The organism is Nocardia jejuensis NBRC 103114, from assembly GCF_001613145.1.
Lineage (GTDB): Bacteria > Actinomycetota > Actinomycetes > Mycobacteriales > Mycobacteriaceae > Nocardia > Nocardia jejuensis.
The window spans coordinates 217,312-236,721 of the sequence record NZ_BDBU01000018.1; the positions used below are offsets into that span (position 1 = coordinate 217,312).

The window sequence follows — 19,410 nt, forward strand, 5'->3', positions numbered from 1 at the left end:
ATTCGCGGGCACGCTGACCTGGTGTAATGGTGGGTTCTTCATTCCGTAAATGAAACATGTTCTAATTCAGTGGATCCTGCGGTGGATCGTGAAAACGGAGGGCAGACACAGTGGTCGCAATGTTCGACGCGGTCGAGGGCCGGTATCACGCGACCGAACTGTCGGTCAGCGCGTGGGCGCGCAATCAGGTGGCCGGACCCGGGGTGTGCGGGCTGCTGGCCCGCGAACTGGAAACCCACGCTCCCGAGCACGGATTCGTGCCCGCGCGATTCACCGTCGACCTGTTCCGGCCGGTGCTGACCGAGCCGATCACCCTGCACAGTCAGGTGATTCGCGACGGCAATCGGGTGCGGGTGGTGGACGCTTCGCTCGTGCAGGGCGATCAGGTGCGTGCCCGCGCGTCGGTCATGTACCTCGCCGCGTCCGAACAACCGCCCGGACAGGTGTGGCAGGCCGAGCACACCGCGCCGGTGCCCGCGAACGTGCTCGACGGTCCCGAAGGGGATCCGCCGCTGTTCAAATCCGGTGACATGGACTGGACCGGGGACTTCGGCTCCGGTCAGAACAGTGAACGTAAATCGGTGTGGCACAACGTGCCCGCCATCGTGCAGGGCGAACCCGTCACCCCGTTCCAGCGCACCGCGTTCGTCGGCGACGCCACCAGCCTGGTGTGCAACTGGGGCACCGAAGGCGTCGGCTACATCAACAGCGATGTGACCGTCACCCTCTCGCGCCTGCCCCACGGCCACGAAGTCGGACTGCACGCGGTGAACCACGTCGCCTCCGCCGGCATCGTCGTGGCCACGGCCACCATGTACGACCGCCTCGGCCCACTCGGCACCACGGTCGTCACCGGCGTCTCCAACGCCCGCCGCCAGGTCGACCTCGCCGCCTTCGCCAGCGAACGCTCCTTCTCCGCCCCCAGTCTGAGCTGAGGCGATCGCCTCTACCCCGGAGTGCGATTCGAGTTCCCGTCGCCGGGTTCTCGTGCGCAAATCCTTTGGTGGTACGTACATATCATCTATCTGATACGTTCATATCATCATCACGGAAGGGGAGAACATGGCGAAGGTGGGGCGGTTCACCCGCGACGCGGACAAGTCGGCGTATCTGCGGGCCTATGACGAGATGGCGCGGCAGTGGCCGGTGCCGGTCCAGGACATCGACGTGGAGACCACGTTCGGGACCACGCGGGTGCGCAGATCCGGGAACGGGCCTGGGGCGCCACTGGTGCTGCTGCCCGGATTCGGGGGGAACAGCCTGTTCTGGACTCCGTTCATCGAGGAATTGGCGCGCGAGCGCACCGTGTACGCGCTCGACGTGATCGGGTGGGCCGGGCGCAGCGAACAGCGCGCGCCGATGCGCGATGCGGGCGACCTCGCGGCGTGGGTGGGTGAGGTGATCGAGGGGCTCGCCCTGGACCGGGTACATCTGGCGGGATACTCGCTGGGGGCGTGGATCGCGATGGTGGCGGCGGCATTTCGGCCCGAACTGTGCGTGAGCGTGAGCGTGCTCGAGCCCGCGCCGGTGACCTTCGGACGGCCCACGTGGCGGGTGCTGATCAAATTCATGACCGCGGGCGCGCGGCCCACCCGGGCCAGGATGGAGAAATTCAACGCGTGGCTCTCACCCGGACTCGAGTTGCCCGAGACCGCATGGGCGATGGTGCTGGCGGGCTTGAAGTTCCGGATCGCGCCGCCGTGGCCGCGCACGCTCACGAACGAGCAGTTCGCCGCCGCCACCGCACCGATGCTGGTGCTGTTCGGGGCCGAGACGGTGTTGCATGATCCGGGCGTGGTGGCCGAGCGGGTGCGCGGGCTCTTTCCGGCGGCTGATATCGAGATCTATCCGGGCGTGGGGCACGAGATGCTGTGGAAGATCTCCGATGCGGTCATCGCGCGGGTGCTGGGATTCGTGGGCGCTCACGATGCGGTGCGGGCGTGAGTGGTGCGGCCGCGCCGATCATGGTGTCGTGCTCATGGGTTCGGTGATCCGGTCATAGGTGTGGGGGTGCGGCGCGTAGCTGGGCCATGGTCTCGGCGTCGGGGTGGAATTCGACGCGGTAGCGCGGGGGGTAGAAGCCCTCGGCGGGGCGCAGGTCCAGTGCCGCGGCGAGCGATTTCCAGGTGACTCCGACGGTGTCGGAGGTCGTGGTGTCGGTGAGGGTGACCACGTGTGCGCGCGGCAGCAGGGTGGGCACCCCGTCGGTCCATCGGGTCGAGGTGTATTCCACACCGTTCACCGAACGACTGTGCAGCAGTTTGGCCGGATGCGCGCCCAGCAGACCGGCCTTGCGATCGCGCTCGAGATAATCGTGCTGCCATTCGTACACCTGCACCGCCAATGCCGCTGTCGCGGAACGGATCCCCGCCCACGCCGGATGTTCGCGCGGCACCCGGAAGGGAATCAGGCGCCCGGTGTCGTCCACGGTGTACGGCACCGGGGACACCGGGCGTTCGGCGGTGTCGAACAATTGCCGCGCCCGGGTCACCAGTCGCTGCACATGCTGGGGCGAGAATTCCGCGCCCAGCAACAGTCCCGCGCTGCGCGCGACGAAAACTATCGGCCGCGCACCGGCTTTCGCGCCGATTCCGGTGAGCCAGCCGTCCATCACCGGCAGCGAGCCCATGTACAGGTTGCCGTCCTCGTCCGGGATATCGAGAATGCCGTCGTCCTTGCCCGGATCGTAGTCCGCGACCATATCCAGGGCGGTTCCGGCCAAATTGGCGTGCGCGGTCGCGAACACGGTGTCCGCGTCCACACCCCAGGCGGTGAAGAAATCCGGGGAAATACTGCCCATCACGGTCGGTTGGTCGACGATGACCTTTTCGATCAGGCCCGGCAGGATCGGCCGCCACATCGTGTGATCGGCCGCGCGCGTATCGTCCATGCGCAGGTCCAGGAAGCCCGCCTGGCGGATCAGCGGTCGCAGCCGCGGCGCGGTCAACGCCCAGGTTTCGGGCTGGTAGGTGCCGCTGGGCACGGCATTGGCCTTGAAGAAATACACGCCCGGCTGGTAGATGTCCTCCCGAAAGGGCGTCTCGGCCACGAAATGACTGGCGGGCAGATACGGTCCGCCCAGTGACGGTGTGGCGGCGATGAATTCGGCGAGCATGCGCTCGGTGGTGGCCGCGGAGGCGGTATAGGAACGCAGGAAAACGGCGGTGAGATCGATCCGCCCGCGTTCACCGGTCGTGGTGGAGAAAACGATCGCGAAACCCCCGGCATCGAATTCCGCTGTGGCCACGGCGTCTTTCTCGCGCACCATTCGCAATGCCCGCTGCCCGAACCGTTCCCGATTCGAACCGGAACCCCCACCCTCGAAACCCATGCGCCAGAATCTAGTTGATCGGACACCTCCCGCGCATGCCCGAACCTGTGAGCTGGAGAATTCGGCCGAAAAGGTGAGGAAAGGCCCCGGACGGCGGTGTCCGGCCGGGGCTTTCGGGACGCGTCCGCGCTATTCGCCGGCGACGCCGAGAGGTTCGAGCGCCGCGGCGGTCTCGGGTCGCTCGAGTTCACGTGCGCGGGTGGCCAGCAGCGAGAGCAGCGCGGGCGGGATCTCGGGCCGGACCTCGATCAGCGCGTTCCAGACCAGGTCGGGAGTGTCGGGGGTCAGGGCCGAGAGGAACTCGTGCACATCGGGCATCGAGTCGATGATCTCGAGCACGCGCGCGCGGCCCTGCCGATCCTGAGCCAGCGCCACATCCACGAGGGTGGCCAGGGTGTCGCTGCGCGCGGCGGTCAGCACCGCGGTCAGCAGCTGCTCGCGGGTGAGCTCGCCGATGCACGAGGCCAGGATGGGTGTGGTGGCCCGGGGGAGCGCGTGCACCAGAACCAGCGCCTGGGACCACAATTCGTGTTCGGCGGTGCTGGTGATGACCGCCCGCAACACCGCCGGTTCGGCCATGACCGGCAGAGCGGCCATGCGCTGACGATCGGTGTCGCTCATGGCCAGCGCCACCGGGATCATCGCGTCCCACAATCGCGCGGTGTCGGCCTCGCGCACCAGCTCGCCCAGGCGCTCGTCGCTTTCCCCGGCCACCCGCGCCGCGATCACCGCGAGCGGTTCGGCCGGCAGATGCGCGGCCAACGGCAGCAGCTCGAGCCAGTGCCCGCCGTCCAGCGCGGTGTCCATGACCGCGGTGAGCACGTGCTGCTCGTGCACCGCGGGGCGTTCGGCGAACAGGCGCAGGCTCTCGTGGCTCATGGCGCTGGTGATCGGCAGCAGCGTGGACCAGGCCTCGAGCTCGTGGACCGCGCCGATCAGGGCATCGAGCACCTCACCGCCCAGGCCCGCGGTGATGTCGCCGATCCAGGCGCGATTGTGCGGTGCGATGGAATCGAGCAGATCGATGCCCTCGGACCACATGCTCTGCTCGTGCGCCGCGCGGATGACACCGGCCACCCGGTCCGCGACGATGTGCAGCACATCGTCGATCGCGGATTTGTCCTCGAGCAGGAATCCGATGCGCAGCAGATCCCGATCGCTCATCACCGGCGCGGCCGCGCGCAAGGCCGGCTCGGGCACCACGTGCACGAATCGGCCCATCGTGATGTGATCGCCGCGGCGCAGCAGCTCGCGCGCCACCTCGGTGACCATGCGCGGGGGCACCGCGGCGATGATGTCCGCGGTGCGGCGCGGATCCAGCTGCACCGCGCATTCGGCCAGGAACCCCGAGGGCAGTGCCTTGGCGATGTCCACCGCGCGTGCGGGATCGACCGCGGAGGCGACCGCCGCGCACAACACCGGGCCGAACGCGCGCTCGGCGACCTTGGCGCTGATCGTGGTCGGGATCAGCTTGCTGGCCTGCGCGACGCCCCGGAGGCGCTTGGTGTCCCGGTCGAACAGCAGATCGGTGGCGCGTTCGCGGAATTCGCGGATCGCGCCGGGCGGCAGATCGACCAGGAAGTCCAGCTCGGTCGGATCCGAAATGTCCAGCAGGCGAGCCAGTTTGGTGATTTCGGCGACGGCGACGAGATGTTCGCTCACAGGCCCAGCGCTTTCTTGACGGCCGGGCGCATCAGGCGCGGCACGAAGTCCAGGGACGATCCGATCGCGGCATCGAGATTCTCGGCGCGACGGGTCATGGCGGATCGCAGGAGGCGATCCAGTTCGGTGTGCTCGGCGTCCGAGAGCCGGGCGAAGGCTTCGGGCAGGGGCGCGCCCAGGGTGGTGCTGAGCTGGCGTGCGGCGTCTGACATCGGGATCTTTCCGGTTCATCGTCACGAGCGAGGGTGGGGAGCGGGTGGTGTCCGGGCGCTGCCCCCGTGCCGGGGCGTTCGGTCCGCGCACCGGTGCGTACCGGCAGTACGTGTTTCGATACTGGCAGTACGCTTTGCCGGAAATCAATCCCGGAGATCACACCGAGGCTGTGGCTTGCATCACGTGACCGGCCGATAACCTGGTGTTTCTTGGGCGGTCCGCCGAACGCTCTGGACCGTACCGGCGGTACGTGTACGCTGCCGATGTGGCTCGTAGCAATGCCGGATCGACTCCGCGCACCGACTCGCCCGCGCGAGGCGCTGGGCCGCGGACGGTGACGCGCGACGACATCGTGGACGCGGCCATCCGGGTGATCGACCGGGACGGCCCGCGCCCGAGCATGGACGACATCGCCCGCGAGGCGAACATCACCAAACCGCGGCTGTACCGCCAATTCGCGGACAAGGGCGACCTTTTCACCGAGATCGCCGCACGCATGTCCGCGCGCGCGTTCGCCGCGACCGGCAGCGATATGACGCTGATGCTGCAACCCCCGCGCGCGGCGCTGCGGCGGGTGTTCACCGAATACGCGCACGGAATCCTGGAGCACCCCAACGTGTTCCGCTATCTCGGGCAGGCTCCGGCGCTGGCGCGTTCGGATTCGGGTGTGCTGCAACTGGATCTGGGCCGTGAGGCCGCGACCCGCCTGACGAAGATCGCGCGCTCGGTCGCGGAGGCGGTGCCGCTCGAGACCTCCGGGCTCGACTACCTGGCGCGCGCGTTGATCGGGGCGGTGGTCGCGATCACCGATCTGTGGCTCTCGGATTCCGATCGTCCCGGCGCCGAGCAGACCGAGGAGTTCATCGGTCAGGCCACCGAGCTGGTGTGGGGGCTCATCGACGGGTATCTGCGCCGCCAAGGCATCGACGCCGATCCGGACACGCCGATCTTCGCCACCTTCGCCGAGGTGAACCAGGCGCGTTCCACCTCCGACTGAGGCTTTGTTGACACGCCGCCAATAGCCGTGCACGCTGAGGGGCCAGGCGCCGTGGCGCACGGTCGAGCAACGCGAAGGAACGACGATGGCACGCCCCGCATGGAGCGACGACGAGGTCGAGGCAGTCCGGGATCTGGCGAACACCTTCTTCGAGAAGGAGGTGGTACCCCACGAGGAGAAATTCATCGCCCAGGGGCACCCCGACCGCCACCTGTACCGCCGAGCCGGTGAACTGGGACTGCTGTGCACGGCCATCCCCGCCGAATACGGCGGCGGCGGAGGCACTTTCGCGCACGAGGCCGCCATCATCGAATCGCAGTGCCACCTGGGCGACGGCGCGATGGGCATGCCCGTGCACTCCTCGATCATCGCCCCCTACATCCACGAGTTCGGCACCGAGGAACTCAAGCGCTCGGTGCTGCCGCGCGCGGCCAGCGGTGAGATGGTGCTCTCGATCGGCATGACCGAACCCGGCACCGGCTCGGACCTGCAGAACATCAAGACCCGCGCGATCCGCGAGGGCGACGAGTACGTCATCACCGGCTCGAAGATCTTCATCTCCAACGGCTGGCTGTGCGACGGCATCATCATCGCCGCCAAGACCGACCCCACCCAGGGCGCGGCCGGGGTCTCGCTCATCTTCGCCGAGGTCGGGGACGACACCCCCGGCTTCACCCGCGGACGCATCCTGTCCAAGATCGGCGGCAAGGGCCAGGACACCGCCGAGCTGTTCTTCGACGGACTGCGCGTGCCGGCGACGAACCTGCTCGGCACCGCCGAAGGCCAGGGCTTCTATCAGATGATGCAGATGCTGGCCCAGGAACGCCTGGTCACCGCGATCATGGCCGTCGCGATGACCGAGAAGGCCGTCCAGCTGACCGTCGACTACACCAAGGGCCGCGAAGCGTTCGGCAAACCGCTGTTCGCGATGCAGAACACCCGCTTCGAACTCGCCGAATGCGCCACCATCGCCAAGGTGAGCCGGGTCTTCCTGGACGACTGCATCAGCAAACACCTGGTCGGGGAACTCGACATCCCCACCGCGGCCATGTCGAAGTACTGGTTGACCGATCAACTGGGTAATGTGGTGGATCGCTGCCTGCAGTTCTTCGGCGGCTACGGGTACATGACCGAATACCCGATTGCCCAGTTGTACACCGGCGCCCGGGTCCTGCGGATCCTCGCAGGCGCCAACGAGGTGATGAAGGATCTCATTGCCCGCTCACTCTGACACCACGACAGAGCCCACGCCGACCGACGACCCCCGGTCGCGGCGACGACGGCTCGAACCGGACGAACGCCGCGCGCAGATCCTGTCCTGCGCCATCGACATGTTCGGCGAACGTCCCTACGCCGCCGTGTCCACCGCCGAGCTCGCCCAGCGCGCCGGGGTGGCACGCGGGCTGATCAACCACTACTTCGGCAACAAACGCGACCTGTACCTCGCGGTCGTGCGCCGAATGGTCACCCTGCCACGGCCGGACAACATGCTCGTGCCCGCCGGACCGCTGCCGGACCGCGTGGACGCGAGCGTGCGATGGCTGCTGGACACCATCGGCGAACACGGCACCACCTGGGTCAAGGTCACCGGCCTCGAAGGCATCGGCGACGACCCGGACGTGCAACGCATCCTGGACGAAGCCGACAATGCCGCCGCGGACCGCGTCGTGCAGATGATGGGACTGTCCGATTCGTTGCACAGCGAGCAACTACGCGCCCTGGTGCGCTGCTACGGCGGACTGGTCAAAGCCGCCGGGCGCGAATGGATCGTGCGCGGCAGCCTCGATCGCGCCCAGGTGCACGAACTGCTCTCGGACACCCTGCTGACGCTCATCACGCAGTCGTTCCCGAAGGTCAACGGCACCAACTGAATCGGTCTGCGCTCCGGTCGCCCAGGACCGGAGCCTCACCCGGAGACGATCCGACGCCCGGCCCGTGGCACCGACCACGGGCCGGGCGTCCTCACCTCGGTGAGAGTTCGGCAGAGGGTGCCCGGTCGCGCGTACTGCCCTTCCTCGCCCCGCACTCCCGGACCCGAGTCCGCCCACCGACCTCGCGAGGCGAGCATCTGGCCCCCGTGAGGTCGCCATCGCCGCCACGGCCGGGGCGGTCGAGCCGCCATCGCCGCGGCGGCAACAAACCCGGAGCGGCCGGACCCGAGGTCGAACCCTGAGCCGCCGGCCATCGATCCTCGCACCGGCGCACTCGCGAATCTGGCAAGCTCGGGGCTCGTACCGTGGTGACGGTTCCGCAGACCTTCGGGAGTTGCTCATGCCCTACAGTTCTCAGCCCGGCGACCCGGTGTGGGCCGATCTGCTCACCTCCGATCCCGAGGGCGCGATCGTGTTCTACCGCGAGCTGTTCGGCTGGCAGGCCGAGATCTCGCGCGAGTACGGGGGCTACATCACCTTCTCCAAGAACGGGAAAGCCGTGGCCGGGGCGATGACCAACGACGGCGGTTCGGGTGCGCCCGATGCGTGGACCGTCCATCTCGCCGCGACCGATGCCGAGGCCACCGCGCACAAGGCCGCGGCACACGGTGGTTCGGTGCTGGTTCCGGCGACGGCGGTCGGTGAACTCGGTGCGTTCGCCGTGCTGGGGGATTCGGCCGGCGTGCGGGTCGGGGTGTGGGAGAGCGGCACCATGCCCGGATTCGGGGCGCGGGGACAGGTCTCGGACGGGGCGTGGAGCGAGCACGACGGTGTGCCGTCCTGGTTCGCCCTGCACACCCGAGAATACGAGAATTCGCTCGTTTTCTACCGCGACGTGTTCGACTGCAAGGACCTGTTCACCCTCAGTGACGCCCCCGAATACCGGTACACCACACTGCATTCCACCAGTCCCATGCTCGGCGGCATCATGGACGCGAGCGCCCACCTGCCCGAGGGCGTGCCCGGCTACTGGACCGTCTACTTCGGCGCCGAGAACGTCGACGCCTCCGTCCAGCAGGTCCTGGACCTGGGCGGATCGATCGTCTCCCCGGCCATCGACGCCGGGTACGGGCGCATGGCCGCGGTCGCGGACCCCACTGGCGCGCGCTTCAGCCTCGGCGGCAACCCCACCCGATGACCACGAAACCGCTCCCGCACACCGGGAATGCACATTGATCCACCCGTGTTGGCCGCAGATATGACCAATCATGGCGTGGGCACCATCGGGGTGTGGCAACACTATTCGGAACCGACCGCCGACTCGGTGCGCGAGCTCGAACAACTCGGATACGGCGCGCTGTGGCTGGGAGGATCCACCCCCGCGGACTGGCCTGGCTTCGACACCCTGCTCTCGGCCTCGGACTCGATCACCGTGGCCACCAGCATCCTGAACCTGTGGGTCTCCCCGGCCAAGGACGCCGCGCGCACCTACCACCGCCTCGAGGAACGCTTCCCGGGCCGTTTCCTGCTCGGCGTCGGCGTGGGACACCGCGAACAGGACGGGGTCTACGCCAAACCCTACGATGCGATGGTCGCCTACCTGGACGAACTCGACGAGGCCGGGGTCCCCGCCGAACGCCGCGCACTCGCGGCCCTGGGCCCGCGCGTGGCGACACTGGCGCGCGAGCGCACCGCCGGCGCGCTGCCGTATCTCACCGTCCCGGAACACATCGCGAGCCTGCGCGCACTGCTGGGCCCGGACGCGCTCATCGCCACCGAACACAAGGTGGTCCTGGACGCGGACCCCGAGCGCGCGCGAGAGACCGCGCGCGGCACCGTCAACTTCTACCTGGGCCTGAGCAACTACGTGAACAACCTGCGCCGCTTCGGTTTCGGCGAGGACGAGCTCACCGCACCCGCCGGTGACCGCCTCGTCGACGCGGTCGTGGCCCACGGCACCCCCGAACAGGTCGCCGACCGGCTCACCGCCTTCCTGCACGCGGGCGCCGACCACGTCGGCATCCAGGTCCTGGGCGGCGATTCGCTGCCCGCGCTGCGCACCCTCGCGCCCCTGCTGGCCGAACGCAGTCGCTGACACCGTGCACGCCGTGCACATCGGCCGCGAGTGCACGGCGTGCGCATCGGCGTAGACATCACCCGACGAGTGTGAGTACGAACGCCCGCACGATAGTTCGCGCGGCGGGCGGCGACAGCGGTGAGGAACCCGACAGCTGCTCGCTCGCGGACCGCGAACCCTCTTCTCCGATGGCGGCTTTCATCATTGCTCGGCAGAGCCCGGGTGCGCGTGCCCTGCCGTGGTGGTCGGCTCGGGAACACTCGGGTGTGGGGAGCGGATCGGGGTGCTCGCGCACCATGGCGGGTCGCCCGGCTGTTCCCTACCCGGGATCGGGGGCGGTGTCCGGGTGGTAGAACGGCGCGGCCAGACTCGGATCGAGGCCGCCCTCACCACCCCCGCTCGCGCGGCCCGCTGCGCGAGCGTCCGGTTCGTTGTCGGTGGTCAAACGAAAGATCACGCGCTCGATCGCCGGCAGGATCTCGGTGATCGCGAGCGTGCCCTCGGCGAAACGCCCGATCAGCGTGTACGTGACATTGGTCAGGATCAGCGCCACATCCGCCAGATACACCGGATCCGCCCCCGCCAGCACGTCGCGGGCGATCGGGAAGACCGCGGTGACGCCCTGGGTGTCGAGCCGATGCCCGCCCGGCCCCGACCGCGCCCGATGGTAGGCCTCGAGCATCCTCGGATGTCGCTCCCACGGCTCGAACACCGTGCGGCACAACCCCATCAGGCTCTCGCGCAGCGTGCCACCCGGCGGCGGGGGAGTCAGATCGGCGTAGGTATTGCTCGCCATCCACTGCTCGACCGCGGTGACGATCAGCTCGTCTCGGGTCGGAAAAAGCTTGTAGACCGTCGCGAGTGAGACGTGGGCGCGTCGCGCGACCTCACGCAACTGCACCTCGTCGTAGCCGTGTGCGGTGAGCAGCTCGAGCACCGCGTCGATCACCTGTGTGGAGGGATCGGTTCCCTTCTGTCTCGGCACGTTGTTACAGTAACGCGGTTACCGAGTAACCGTGTTACTCGTCACGCCCACCCCGGCGAGGTGACACACGACATTCGCGCACCGAGGCACGAATGCGACCGCGCAGAAAGACCACCCATGCATCGACCGCACCACACCTTCCCGCCCACACCCCCGCGCGCCACGCGCCTGCGCAGGGCGGCGGTGATCGGGGTCGCGCTGTGCACCGCCATGGCCGCGAGCTGGTTCGGAGCGAGCGACTCCGGCGCCGCGCCGGCGCCGGACTTCTACACCCCGCCCGCGCAGTTCGACACCACCCCCGGCGCGATCATCAGGACCGCCGACATGCCCGTACTGCTCGCACCACCCAGCGCGGCGGTCGAATGGCCCGTGCCCGCACAGCGCGTCCTGTACACCTCACGGCTGCAGGATGATTCACCCGTCGCGGTGAGCGGCACCTACATCGACTCCACTCGGCCGTGGCAGGGTGCGGGGGATCGACCCACCATCGTGATCGCCCCGGGAACCGTCGGACAGGGCACCCAGTGCGCGCCCTCGCTCGCGTTCTCCACCGGCCTCTACGCCGACCTCGGCCGGCTGAGCGTCTCGGCGAACCAGGAGGCGATCTCCGCGGTCGCCTGGAACCTGCTGGGCGCACGCGTGTTCGTGACCGACTACATCGGCCTGGGCACCCCCGGCGTGCACACCTACGCCAACCGCCTCGAAGAAGCACACGCGGTCCTGGACGCCGCGCGCGCCGCGCACAACCTCTCCGGCAGCGGACCCGGCACCCCGCTGGCGCTGTGGGGATACTCCCAGGGCGGTGGCGCCACCGCCGCGGCCGCGGAACTGGCACCGCTGTACGCACCGGAACTGAACCTCAAAGGCACCTGGTCCGGTGCGCCGCCCTCGGACCTGACCGCGGTCGTGCGCCAGATCGACGGCAACCTGATCGGCGCGGCGATCGGCTTCGCCATCAACGGCTTCCTCGCGCGCTACCCCGAACTGGCCCAGGACATCGACAAGGTGATCACCCCGGCCGGGCGCACCCTGCTCGACACCGTCAAGACCGAATGCGTCGCGGACATCATCGCCAAACAGCCCTTCACCAAGACCAGCGATCTCACCGTCGACGGCCGTCCGCTGATCGAGCACCTGCAAGATCTGCCCAACGCGGTCAAGGTGATTCGCGATCAGCGCATCGGCACCCTCACCCCGGCCGGCCCCGTGCTGATGACCAGCGGCATCAACGACGACACCATCCCCTACGCACAGGTCCGCCAGCTCGCCCTCGACTGGTGCGACAAGGGCGCCACGGTCACCTTCCGCACCAACAACCTGCCGCCCATCGCACCGGGCACCACGTTCGCCAATCACTTCGGACCCGAACTGATCGACGGCTTCGGCACCAACAACGCCATCAGCTATCTACTCGATCGTCTGGCGGGCAAACCCCTGCAGGGCTGCACGTTCGACTGAAAACCGGTATCGCCCAGGAGGTTCCATGTCCCAGCCCGCCACGTCGTCCCAGCCCGCCACGTCCACACCCGCGTCCCCGTACGGCCCCGCCGTTCACCGGGTCGTGCAGTGGACCACCGGCAATGTCGGCAAGAGTTCGGTGCGCGCGATCGCCTCGAACCCCGGCCTCGAACTCGTCGGCTGCTACGCCTGGTCCCCGGACAAGGTCGGGCGCGACGCCGGGGAACTGGCCGGCATCGAACCCCTGGGCGTCACCGCCACCGACGACATCGACGCGCTGCTGGCGCTGAAACCCGATGTCGTCGTCTACAACCCGATGTGGATCGACGTCGAGGAACTCGCACGCATCCTGTCCGCGGGCATCGATGTCGTGGCCACCGCCTCCTTCATCACCGGGCACAATCAGGGCGCGGGCCGCGAGACACTCCTGAACGCCTGCGCCCGTGGCGGTTCCACCCTGTTCGGATCCGGAATCAGCCCCGGGTTCATCAACCTGATGGCGATCGTGTCCGCCGGAATCTGCGATCGCGTCGACAAGATCACCGTGTCCGAAGCCGCCGACACCACCTTCTACGACTCACCCGAGACCGAGAAGCCCGTCGGATTCGGCCGCCGCATCGACGATCCGGAACTGCCCGCCCTCACCGCCGCGGGAACCGGAGTGTTCGGCGAGGCCGTGCGACTGATCGGCGACGCCCTGGGCATCGAACTCGACGAGGTGCGCTGCGCGGCCGACTACGCCCGGACCACCGCCGATCTGGACCTGGGATCCTGGACCATCGCGGCCGGCTGCGTCGCCGGTGTGCACGCGAGCTGGACGGGGTCGGTCGGCGGGCGCACCCTCGTGCAGATCGATGTGCGCTGGCGCAAAGGCCAGACCCTGCAACCGGATTGGAAGATCGACCAGGACGGCTGGGTGCTGCGAGTCGACGGCCGCCCGACCGTCACGAACGTCATCAGCTTCCTGCCGCCTCCGGATTTCCAGGCCGAGACCATCGCCGACTACATGAGTCTGGGCCACGTCATGACCGCCATGCCGGTCCTCAACGCCATTCCCGCGGTCGTCGCGGCGGCACCGGGCATCCTCACCTACAACGACCTGCCGCTGATCCTGCCGCGCGGGCTGGTCCCGCACGAGTGAACACACACCGACAAGGGCGAAATCCCTCCACGCCCCTGTCGGGTAGCGTATTCACCGCGGTGATGCGTGGCCCGCAGGTGTCGCTGCGGCGAAGAAGATTCCGGTGGCACGATCGAGGAGTTCGTCACGGGACGCGCGACTGCGGTCGGCCAGCCACCAGGTGATCAGTTCGATGTACCCGCCGCTGAGAATGACGGACGTCACCCGGAACGCGGCGGGCTCGATATCGTCGGGAAAAATGGCAACAGCCTGCGCGGTGATGGCGTCGGCGTAATCGAGCAACATGCGCTCGCGGCGTTCGCGCAGCACGGGTTCGATAGCGGTGCCGAAAAGCAAAGGCGCCAAGCGGGGATCGCTGTCCAGGGCGTGAAGCACGGCATCGAGCGACGCGCGCACCCGGGCCGCCTGGTCCCCGCGGTCCGTGCTCAGGACATCCAGCGCAACACGCAGCACCTGGGCGGCGGCCTTGTCGTAGAGCGCCACCAACAGCGCGTCGCGGTCGGCGAAACTCTCCCGAAAATAGCGAGGCGCGATTCCGGCCTTGGCGCTGACCGGGCGCACACCGACACCGGGCAGGCCCTGTTCACTGAAACAGTCCAGTGCCGCATCGAGAAACTGCTCATACCGGAGCTGTCTGCGTTCCTGCGCGGAACTGCCGCCGTATCGGCGTCCTGCTTCGTCCTGCGGGGGAATGGCCACGCGCCTCATCCTGCCAAAACCATTCCGGCGGTGCTGCCACGTGTCATGACTCCGGCTCACTGTGGCCGGATCCTGAGCACGGTTCGATCGCCGAGGTCGACTTGCACCCGTGCGACACCATCGGGCCCGGCACACACGGTGTCCTCGCAGCCGCCCTCGACCAGATACCAGGTTCGCGGCCGTAGCCGGTCCACCTCGATGGTCGTTCGCCGCCGGCCGGCACCGTGACGCAGTACCAGATCGAGGGCCACGCCGTCGGTCTCGGCCCGAGCCACCAGGACATCGGGATATGCGACCGCCGCCAGCCGCGGACCTGTTCTCCATTCCTCGGGCACGCCGTGCCGGGCCAGGTCGTGGAACGCGTTGTGGTGCGTGAACGCGGCCATCACATGCACCTGATTGGACCAGGGGGACAGGCCCTCGTACCGCAGGACCCCCTCGTGCTCGATCAGGCTCTCCTGCTCCTGGATGGCGTGGCGCAGGATCGCGGCCGTCTCGCCGTCGCCCATTTCGTTCGCCGCCAGAAGCGCTCCCGCCCAAGCGAACACACCGCGACCGAAGCGATAGTTCCCGGGGTCGATGCGGTCCCAGGGTTGTAAACGCAATCGCGTGGTCGCGCGGCTGGTGTCGATAACATTCTTCCGGGTCATCCACCAGGTGCGTTCGGCAAGCTCGGGCAATCCCGCATGCAGCCAGAATGTCGCGCCGGCCTCGCCCGAGATCGACGTCGGCAACAGTGTGGGGCCGAGTTTGTTCTTGATGAACATGATTCGACCGTCCGGGCGCATGAACTCACCACTGTCATAACTGTGCTGCACCCGTTCGATCACCGCCTCGGCCAGCGAGGTGCCGTAGACGGTGTCGTACATCAGCAGCGTGTTCACCCCATAGGTGTTGCAGTACGGGTAGATCCAGAACGGTTCGCACGGAAACTGCCCCAGTGGTTCGGCCAGGAAGTTCCGGCGTATCGCGTGCGCGAGAGTGGGGAAATCGCAGTCGTAGACGGTCTTTTCGTCGCGTCGCAGCGACAGTGATCCGGCGCGGGCGTAGTACGAGCCGTTGAGCAGTTCGTACATCCCGATCATCGTGCCCCAGTAGCCGGTGAACATGATGTTGTCCCGGGGAATCGGATCGGGGTCCCAGGACAGGTTGCCCCAGAGATTCTCGATCGCCCAGTAGTTCCAGACGCGGCGATCACGCATCTTGTCGATGGCATTGCGCTGCGCCTCGGCGAGATATCCGGAAAAGGCGGGAGTGCGGGTGTACTGCGCCATCGACAGGGCATAGCCGATGGCGTTGAGCTGGTAGCGGGTCGCAGCCTCACGGAATTGGTCGATCTTGACGAAACCGTCGAAGTTTTCCAGCGGCTGCAACGCGAGATCCAGGGGGTAACGCAGCATCGCGAGCTCGTCGATCGTCGCTTCGGCCACCGGCGGCAGCGCTGAACGAACGGGCACCGACACCGACACCGACACCCGTGCCAGCTCATCGTTGATCGCTCGGCCCCGACCCACCGCGGCTCGGAACGACAGCACACGCGCGAGGGCCCCCGTGCCGAGGGCGGCCGCGGCCGCGGCGGGCACAACCCATTCGGACCACGCCCACACCGCACCATCGGCGCACAGCGCCGCCAGCGCGGCGCTGCCGAACCAGACCATCGGGGGCGCCACGATCGGACCGGTCGTCACCCATACGAACATCGCCAGGACGAACAACAGCAGTGATACGACGAACCACCCGATACCGCCGGAGTGGAGAAATCCCGCGCCCGGCACGAACAATCCGAGCCCCGCCGCTTTGCACCGATCGGATGCGTCGATCACCAACGGGATCGCACCGATCGACCACAGCAGCATCAGGGCCAGGAACATCCGGCGAACCCGGATCCGGGTCACAGGGCCGTGCACGTGAGCCATTTCCGGAATCGGCTGGAATCGCTGTGTCGTGGTACGGGATTCGGTACTCACCACACACCTGCGGCATACGTTGCGCGGACAGTGATCACCATGCCGAGCACCGCCACGATCGGACCGGACACGACCACGAGCAGATGCTGCTGATGCGCGCCATGACCACCAGCCATACCGAAGACGTGTGGATCGAGGGCGACCAGCAGCAGCCAGACCAACCCGCCGACGACCACGACGGGCCCGAGCCGGGACGAGTGCGGACCCGATCGAGCGGATCGCGGTTCGGCGGTGAGGATCGGAACCGTCCCCGGGGCCGCGCGCCGTGCCGGTGGCGGAAACGGAGTATCGCTGCCCGAGCGGTGCCGCAGGGTCACCGCTCGCCATACCATCCGGAACACCCCGAAGATCGTCAATGCAACTGCACAGCAAAGCATTTCGTTACTCCCCCTGCCCGACGTGCGGAACCCGGGCGGCGCCGCGGTCGCGCTGTTGCCCGATTCGGGCGAAGTCCGGATACGCGGTGGTGTGGCCGAACAGCTCTACCCACGATCGATCGCTCGGATCGGGCAGCACCCGTGTGCCGATCAGGTACCCCCGCATCGCCAGCACCGCGACGGCTCCCTGATATCGCGACGGCCGCGACAACCGGTGCACATCGAGCAACTCGTCATCGCAGAGCGTCAACAGCAGGATGCGGGCCGCGCGCCGCAGAGGCAGCGGGAATCGGGCCGCGAAGTCGGCGATCATCACATCGGCCACCGCGCGACCGCCGGCGGTGTATTCCGCGTTCTGTCTTTCGTAGTGCCGGGTCCACCGCATGAACTCCGCGCTCGACCCGGGCACATCGGTGATACCCATGCGACGGCCCACGCCTCGCCAGAAGTAGTACAACGCGTCGAGTTCGCGATCCGACAGCACCGGCGTACCGACCGACTCGGCGATACGGTGCCCTTCCAGGGTCAGCGAGGCCAGCGTGTACAGGTTCTGGTCGTTGGAGATTCGGTAACGGGAGTGGATCTCGTTCAGTCGATCGATCACCGCGCCCCCGCGCCCCGAGGTGTAATCGCATCGCATGATCTCCCCGAAGAACACCAGCGTGTCGTCATTGCGCTGCCGCGTCGCCCGCATGATGTCGCCCGTCCCACCACGATGCACGGTGCGGGCGATGGACGGTATGGACATCTGCCGCAGAAACGCCAGCGTGTAGGCGGCCGCGACGAACACCGAGTTTCCGTACCGGACTTCGAGTAGTAGATGAGTCATGCGCTCGTTGTCGTGCTCGGGATCGAGCCGGGCCAGTTCGTCGCGGATCCGCCGAGGGTGTAGCGCCATTGCCACAGTATCTGTCCACATGCGTGCAAAGATAACAATCTGTCTACGGCCGTGTAAAGATCGCCTGTGCGGCCGGTACCGGCGTGTCCTGCCACGCGGCGCGCGGTTTTCCCTCGTCTATCCCCGGTCGCGGCACCGCTAGGGGCCAGGGACCACCGCGGGCTCGTCCGGCACGGAGGATTCGATGGCGCGCCCGGGCGCCCACGCGCCCAGCACTATCGCGGCCACCAGGGTGAGAATGCCCAGAACCAGGGACGCTTGGCGGATGCCGTGGATGAACGCCGCCTCCGCCGCCTCGGCCAGTGGGTTCGCCTGCGGACCCAGCCGCGCGCTCACCTGCAGCGCGGAGGCGAGGGAATCGGAGACCGGCGCGCGCAGCGGCTCGGGCAGCGCCTCGATCACCGGGGCGATGCGGCGAGAGTACGCCGCGGCCAGAATGCTTCCCGCCAAGGCGATTCCGATGGCGGCGCCGACCTCGCGCGCCGCGTCGTTCACCGCCGCGGCCACACCGTGGTTGCCCGCCGGCACCCCGGACACGATGGCCGTCGTGGCCGCGGCCGCGGACACCCCGAGACCGGCGCTGGTGATCACCAGCGGAAGCACCAGATCCAGATAACCGCCACCCGAGGACACCCGCGCCACCGACACCAGGCCGATCCCGAGAATGCCCAGCCCCACCGCGGTGGGCATCCGCAATCCGAATCGTTCTGCGAGCCAAGGGGATACCGGTGACAGCGCCATCATCGGCCCGGCCATCGGGGCCATCGCCACCGCGGACAGCAGCGGGCGATAATCCAGGATCAACTGCAGATACTGCACGATGAGCAGGAACAACCCGAACGAGACCAGGAACTGGATCGACACCGTGACCGTGCCGCTGCCGAACCCCCGCTGAGTGAAGAGCCGAACGTCCAGCAGCGGGTGGGTCACCCGTAATTCCACGAGCACGAACGCCACCCCCGCCACCAGCGCACCGGCGCCCGCGATCCACACGATCGGCTCGGACCATCCACGTGCCGGGGCCTCGATCGTGACCAGCACCAGCAGCCCGACCGCCGCGGCCGACAGGGCCGCACCCCACAGATCGAACGGCGGATGCGCGGGATCGCGCGACTCGGGCAGCGTGCACGCCGCCACCGCCAGCAGTGCGCCGATCACACTCATGGCCAGCGGAATCGATTGCCACGACCACTGTTCCAGCAGCAGACCCGATCCGATGATCCCCACCACCGCGCCCGTGCCCGCCATCCCGGCCCAGATGCCGATCGCCACACCCCGGCGCGCGGGCGGGAACCCCGCGGTGAGCAGCGAGAGCGTGGAGGGCATCACCAGCGCGGCTCCCACTCCCGCGATCGCGCGCGAGCCGATCAGCCACCCCGAGCCGTGCACCACGAGCGGAACCGCCGAGGCCAGCGCGAAGATCGCCAACCCGACGATCAGCGCGTTGCGCCGCCCGTACCGGTCACCCAGCGCGCCGCCCGGCAACACCAGGCACGCCAGCGCCAGGGTGTAGGCGTCCACGATCCAGGTCAGATGCTGCTGGGTCGCACCGGTGGAGGCGGCGATGCTGGGCAGGGCGGTGTACAGCGCCGCCATCGAGGCGATCACCAGAACGATTGCCAGACAGGTGATCACGAGGGTCCAGCGTTGGGTGCGGGACATGCGGGTCGTGGCGGAGTCCATCGAATCCCTCTATGAAACTAAGAGTAGCGTTACGCTACTATCAGTAGCATA

18 protein-coding genes are annotated in these 19,410 nt (G+C 67.9%); 9 read left to right on the forward strand and 9 right to left on the reverse strand.

Annotated elements, in window-relative coordinates; all coding sequences use genetic code 11:
• The first annotated feature begins 119 nt into the window (after nt 1-119).
• Nucleotides 120-935 (forward strand): acyl-CoA thioesterase domain-containing protein, encoded by an 816-nt coding sequence (locus NJ1_RS14685; RefSeq protein ID WP_067693477.1) that lies wholly within the window; start codon nt 120-122, stop codon nt 933-935.
• Between the two features lie 127 nt (nt 936-1,062).
• Nucleotides 1,063-1,944 carry an alpha/beta fold hydrolase gene (locus NJ1_RS14690; protein WP_067693480.1) on the forward strand — a complete coding sequence of 294 codons (882 nt, stop codon included), beginning with the start codon at nt 1,063-1,065 and terminating at the stop codon, nt 1,942-1,944.
• Between the two features lie 52 nt (nt 1,945-1,996).
• On the opposite strand, the gene NJ1_RS14695 is transcribed toward NJ1_RS14690, so the two are convergent.
• The 3 genes from NJ1_RS14695 to NJ1_RS14705 form a co-directional block, all read right to left on the reverse strand.
• Nucleotides 1,997-3,331, reverse strand: a complete 1,335-nt coding sequence (locus NJ1_RS14695) for a DUF1444 domain-containing protein (protein WP_067693483.1) — start codon at nt 3,329-3,331, stop codon at nt 1,997-1,999.
• A gap of 129 nt (nt 3,332-3,460) precedes the next feature.
• Nucleotides 3,461-4,993, reverse strand: coding sequence for a hypothetical protein (locus tag NJ1_RS14700; RefSeq protein ID WP_067693486.1), 1,533 nt, complete (start codon nt 4,991-4,993; stop codon nt 3,461-3,463).
• Nucleotides 4,990-5,205, reverse strand: a complete 216-nt coding sequence (locus tag NJ1_RS14705; RefSeq protein ID WP_067693489.1) for a hypothetical protein — start codon at nt 5,203-5,205, stop codon at nt 4,990-4,992. The genes NJ1_RS14700 and NJ1_RS14705 overlap by 4 nt, the downstream gene beginning before the upstream one ends.
• Nucleotides 5,206-5,471: 266 nt before the next feature.
• Here NJ1_RS14705 and NJ1_RS14710 point away from each other — a divergent pair, with 266 nt between their 5' ends.
• From NJ1_RS14710 to NJ1_RS14730, 5 genes are all read left to right on the forward strand, one after another.
• Complete coding sequence (locus NJ1_RS14710; RefSeq protein WP_218025198.1) at nt 5,472-6,203, forward strand: TetR/AcrR family transcriptional regulator; 732 nt, start codon at nt 5,472-5,474, stop codon at nt 6,201-6,203.
• Between the two features lie 85 nt (nt 6,204-6,288).
• Nucleotides 6,289-7,434: an acyl-CoA dehydrogenase family protein gene (locus NJ1_RS14715; protein ID WP_067693494.1), complete on the forward strand. Its 1,146-nt coding sequence runs from the start codon at nt 6,289-6,291 to the stop codon at nt 7,432-7,434.
• A complete protein-coding gene (locus NJ1_RS14720) occupies nt 7,418-8,074 on the forward strand; it encodes a TetR/AcrR family transcriptional regulator (RefSeq protein WP_067693497.1) in 657 nt (218 codons plus the stop codon). Before NJ1_RS14715 ends, NJ1_RS14720 begins: the two co-directional genes overlap by 17 nt.
• Before the next feature lie 400 nt (nt 8,075-8,474).
• Nucleotides 8,475-9,272 (forward strand): VOC family protein, encoded by a 798-nt coding sequence (locus NJ1_RS14725; RefSeq protein WP_067693501.1) that lies wholly within the window; start codon nt 8,475-8,477, stop codon nt 9,270-9,272.
• Between the two features lie 60 nt (nt 9,273-9,332).
• On the forward strand, nt 9,333-10,169 hold the full coding sequence (locus NJ1_RS14730) for an LLM class F420-dependent oxidoreductase (protein WP_067693504.1): 837 nt from the start codon (nt 9,333-9,335) through the stop codon (nt 10,167-10,169).
• Nucleotides 10,170-10,470: 301 nt separating this feature from the next.
• Here NJ1_RS14730 and NJ1_RS14735 read toward each other — a convergent pair whose 3' ends face one another.
• Nucleotides 10,471-11,136 carry a TetR/AcrR family transcriptional regulator gene (locus NJ1_RS14735; protein WP_067693508.1) on the reverse strand — a complete coding sequence of 222 codons (666 nt, stop codon included), beginning with the start codon at nt 11,134-11,136 and terminating at the stop codon, nt 10,471-10,473.
• A gap of 117 nt (nt 11,137-11,253) precedes the next feature.
• On the opposite strand from NJ1_RS14735, the gene NJ1_RS14740 reads away from it, so the two are divergent.
• Together NJ1_RS14740 and NJ1_RS14745 are read left to right on the forward strand one after the other, a co-directional pair.
• Nucleotides 11,254-12,594 carry a lipase family protein gene (locus NJ1_RS14740; protein WP_084478199.1) on the forward strand — a complete coding sequence of 447 codons (1,341 nt, stop codon included), beginning with the start codon at nt 11,254-11,256 and terminating at the stop codon, nt 12,592-12,594.
• Nucleotides 12,595-12,619: 25 nt separating this feature from the next.
• Complete coding sequence (locus NJ1_RS14745) at nt 12,620-13,735, forward strand: NAD(P)H-dependent amine dehydrogenase family protein (RefSeq protein WP_084478201.1); 1,116 nt, start codon at nt 12,620-12,622, stop codon at nt 13,733-13,735.
• 51 nt (nt 13,736-13,786) lie between these two features.
• On the opposite strand, the gene NJ1_RS14750 is transcribed toward NJ1_RS14745, so the two are convergent.
• The 5 genes from NJ1_RS14750 to NJ1_RS14770 all read right to left on the reverse strand — a co-directional run bounded on the left by NJ1_RS14750 (nt 13,787) and on the right by NJ1_RS14770 (nt 19,359).
• Nucleotides 13,787-14,434, reverse strand: a complete 648-nt coding sequence (locus NJ1_RS14750) for a TetR/AcrR family transcriptional regulator (RefSeq protein WP_067693511.1) — start codon at nt 14,432-14,434, stop codon at nt 13,787-13,789.
• Nucleotides 14,435-14,490: 56 nt separating this feature from the next.
• Entirely contained in the window at nt 14,491-16,401 is a 1,911-nt protein-coding gene (locus NJ1_RS39710; RefSeq protein WP_169813141.1) for a linalool dehydratase/isomerase domain-containing protein, read from the reverse strand.
• Nucleotides 16,398-16,733: a hypothetical protein gene (locus NJ1_RS14760; RefSeq protein ID WP_157573967.1), complete on the reverse strand. Its 336-nt coding sequence runs from the start codon at nt 16,731-16,733 to the stop codon at nt 16,398-16,400. The genes NJ1_RS39710 and NJ1_RS14760 overlap by 4 nt, the downstream gene beginning before the upstream one ends.
• 49 nt (nt 16,734-16,782) lie before the next feature.
• On the reverse strand, nt 16,783-17,697 hold the full coding sequence (locus tag NJ1_RS14765) for an oxygenase MpaB family protein (RefSeq protein WP_084478205.1): 915 nt from the start codon (nt 17,695-17,697) through the stop codon (nt 16,783-16,785).
• Nucleotides 17,698-17,814: 117 nt separating this feature from the next.
• Nucleotides 17,815-19,359 carry an MFS transporter gene (locus NJ1_RS14770; protein WP_067693520.1) on the reverse strand — a complete coding sequence of 515 codons (1,545 nt, stop codon included), beginning with the start codon at nt 19,357-19,359 and terminating at the stop codon, nt 17,815-17,817.
• Nucleotides 19,360-19,410: the final 51 nt, after the last annotated feature.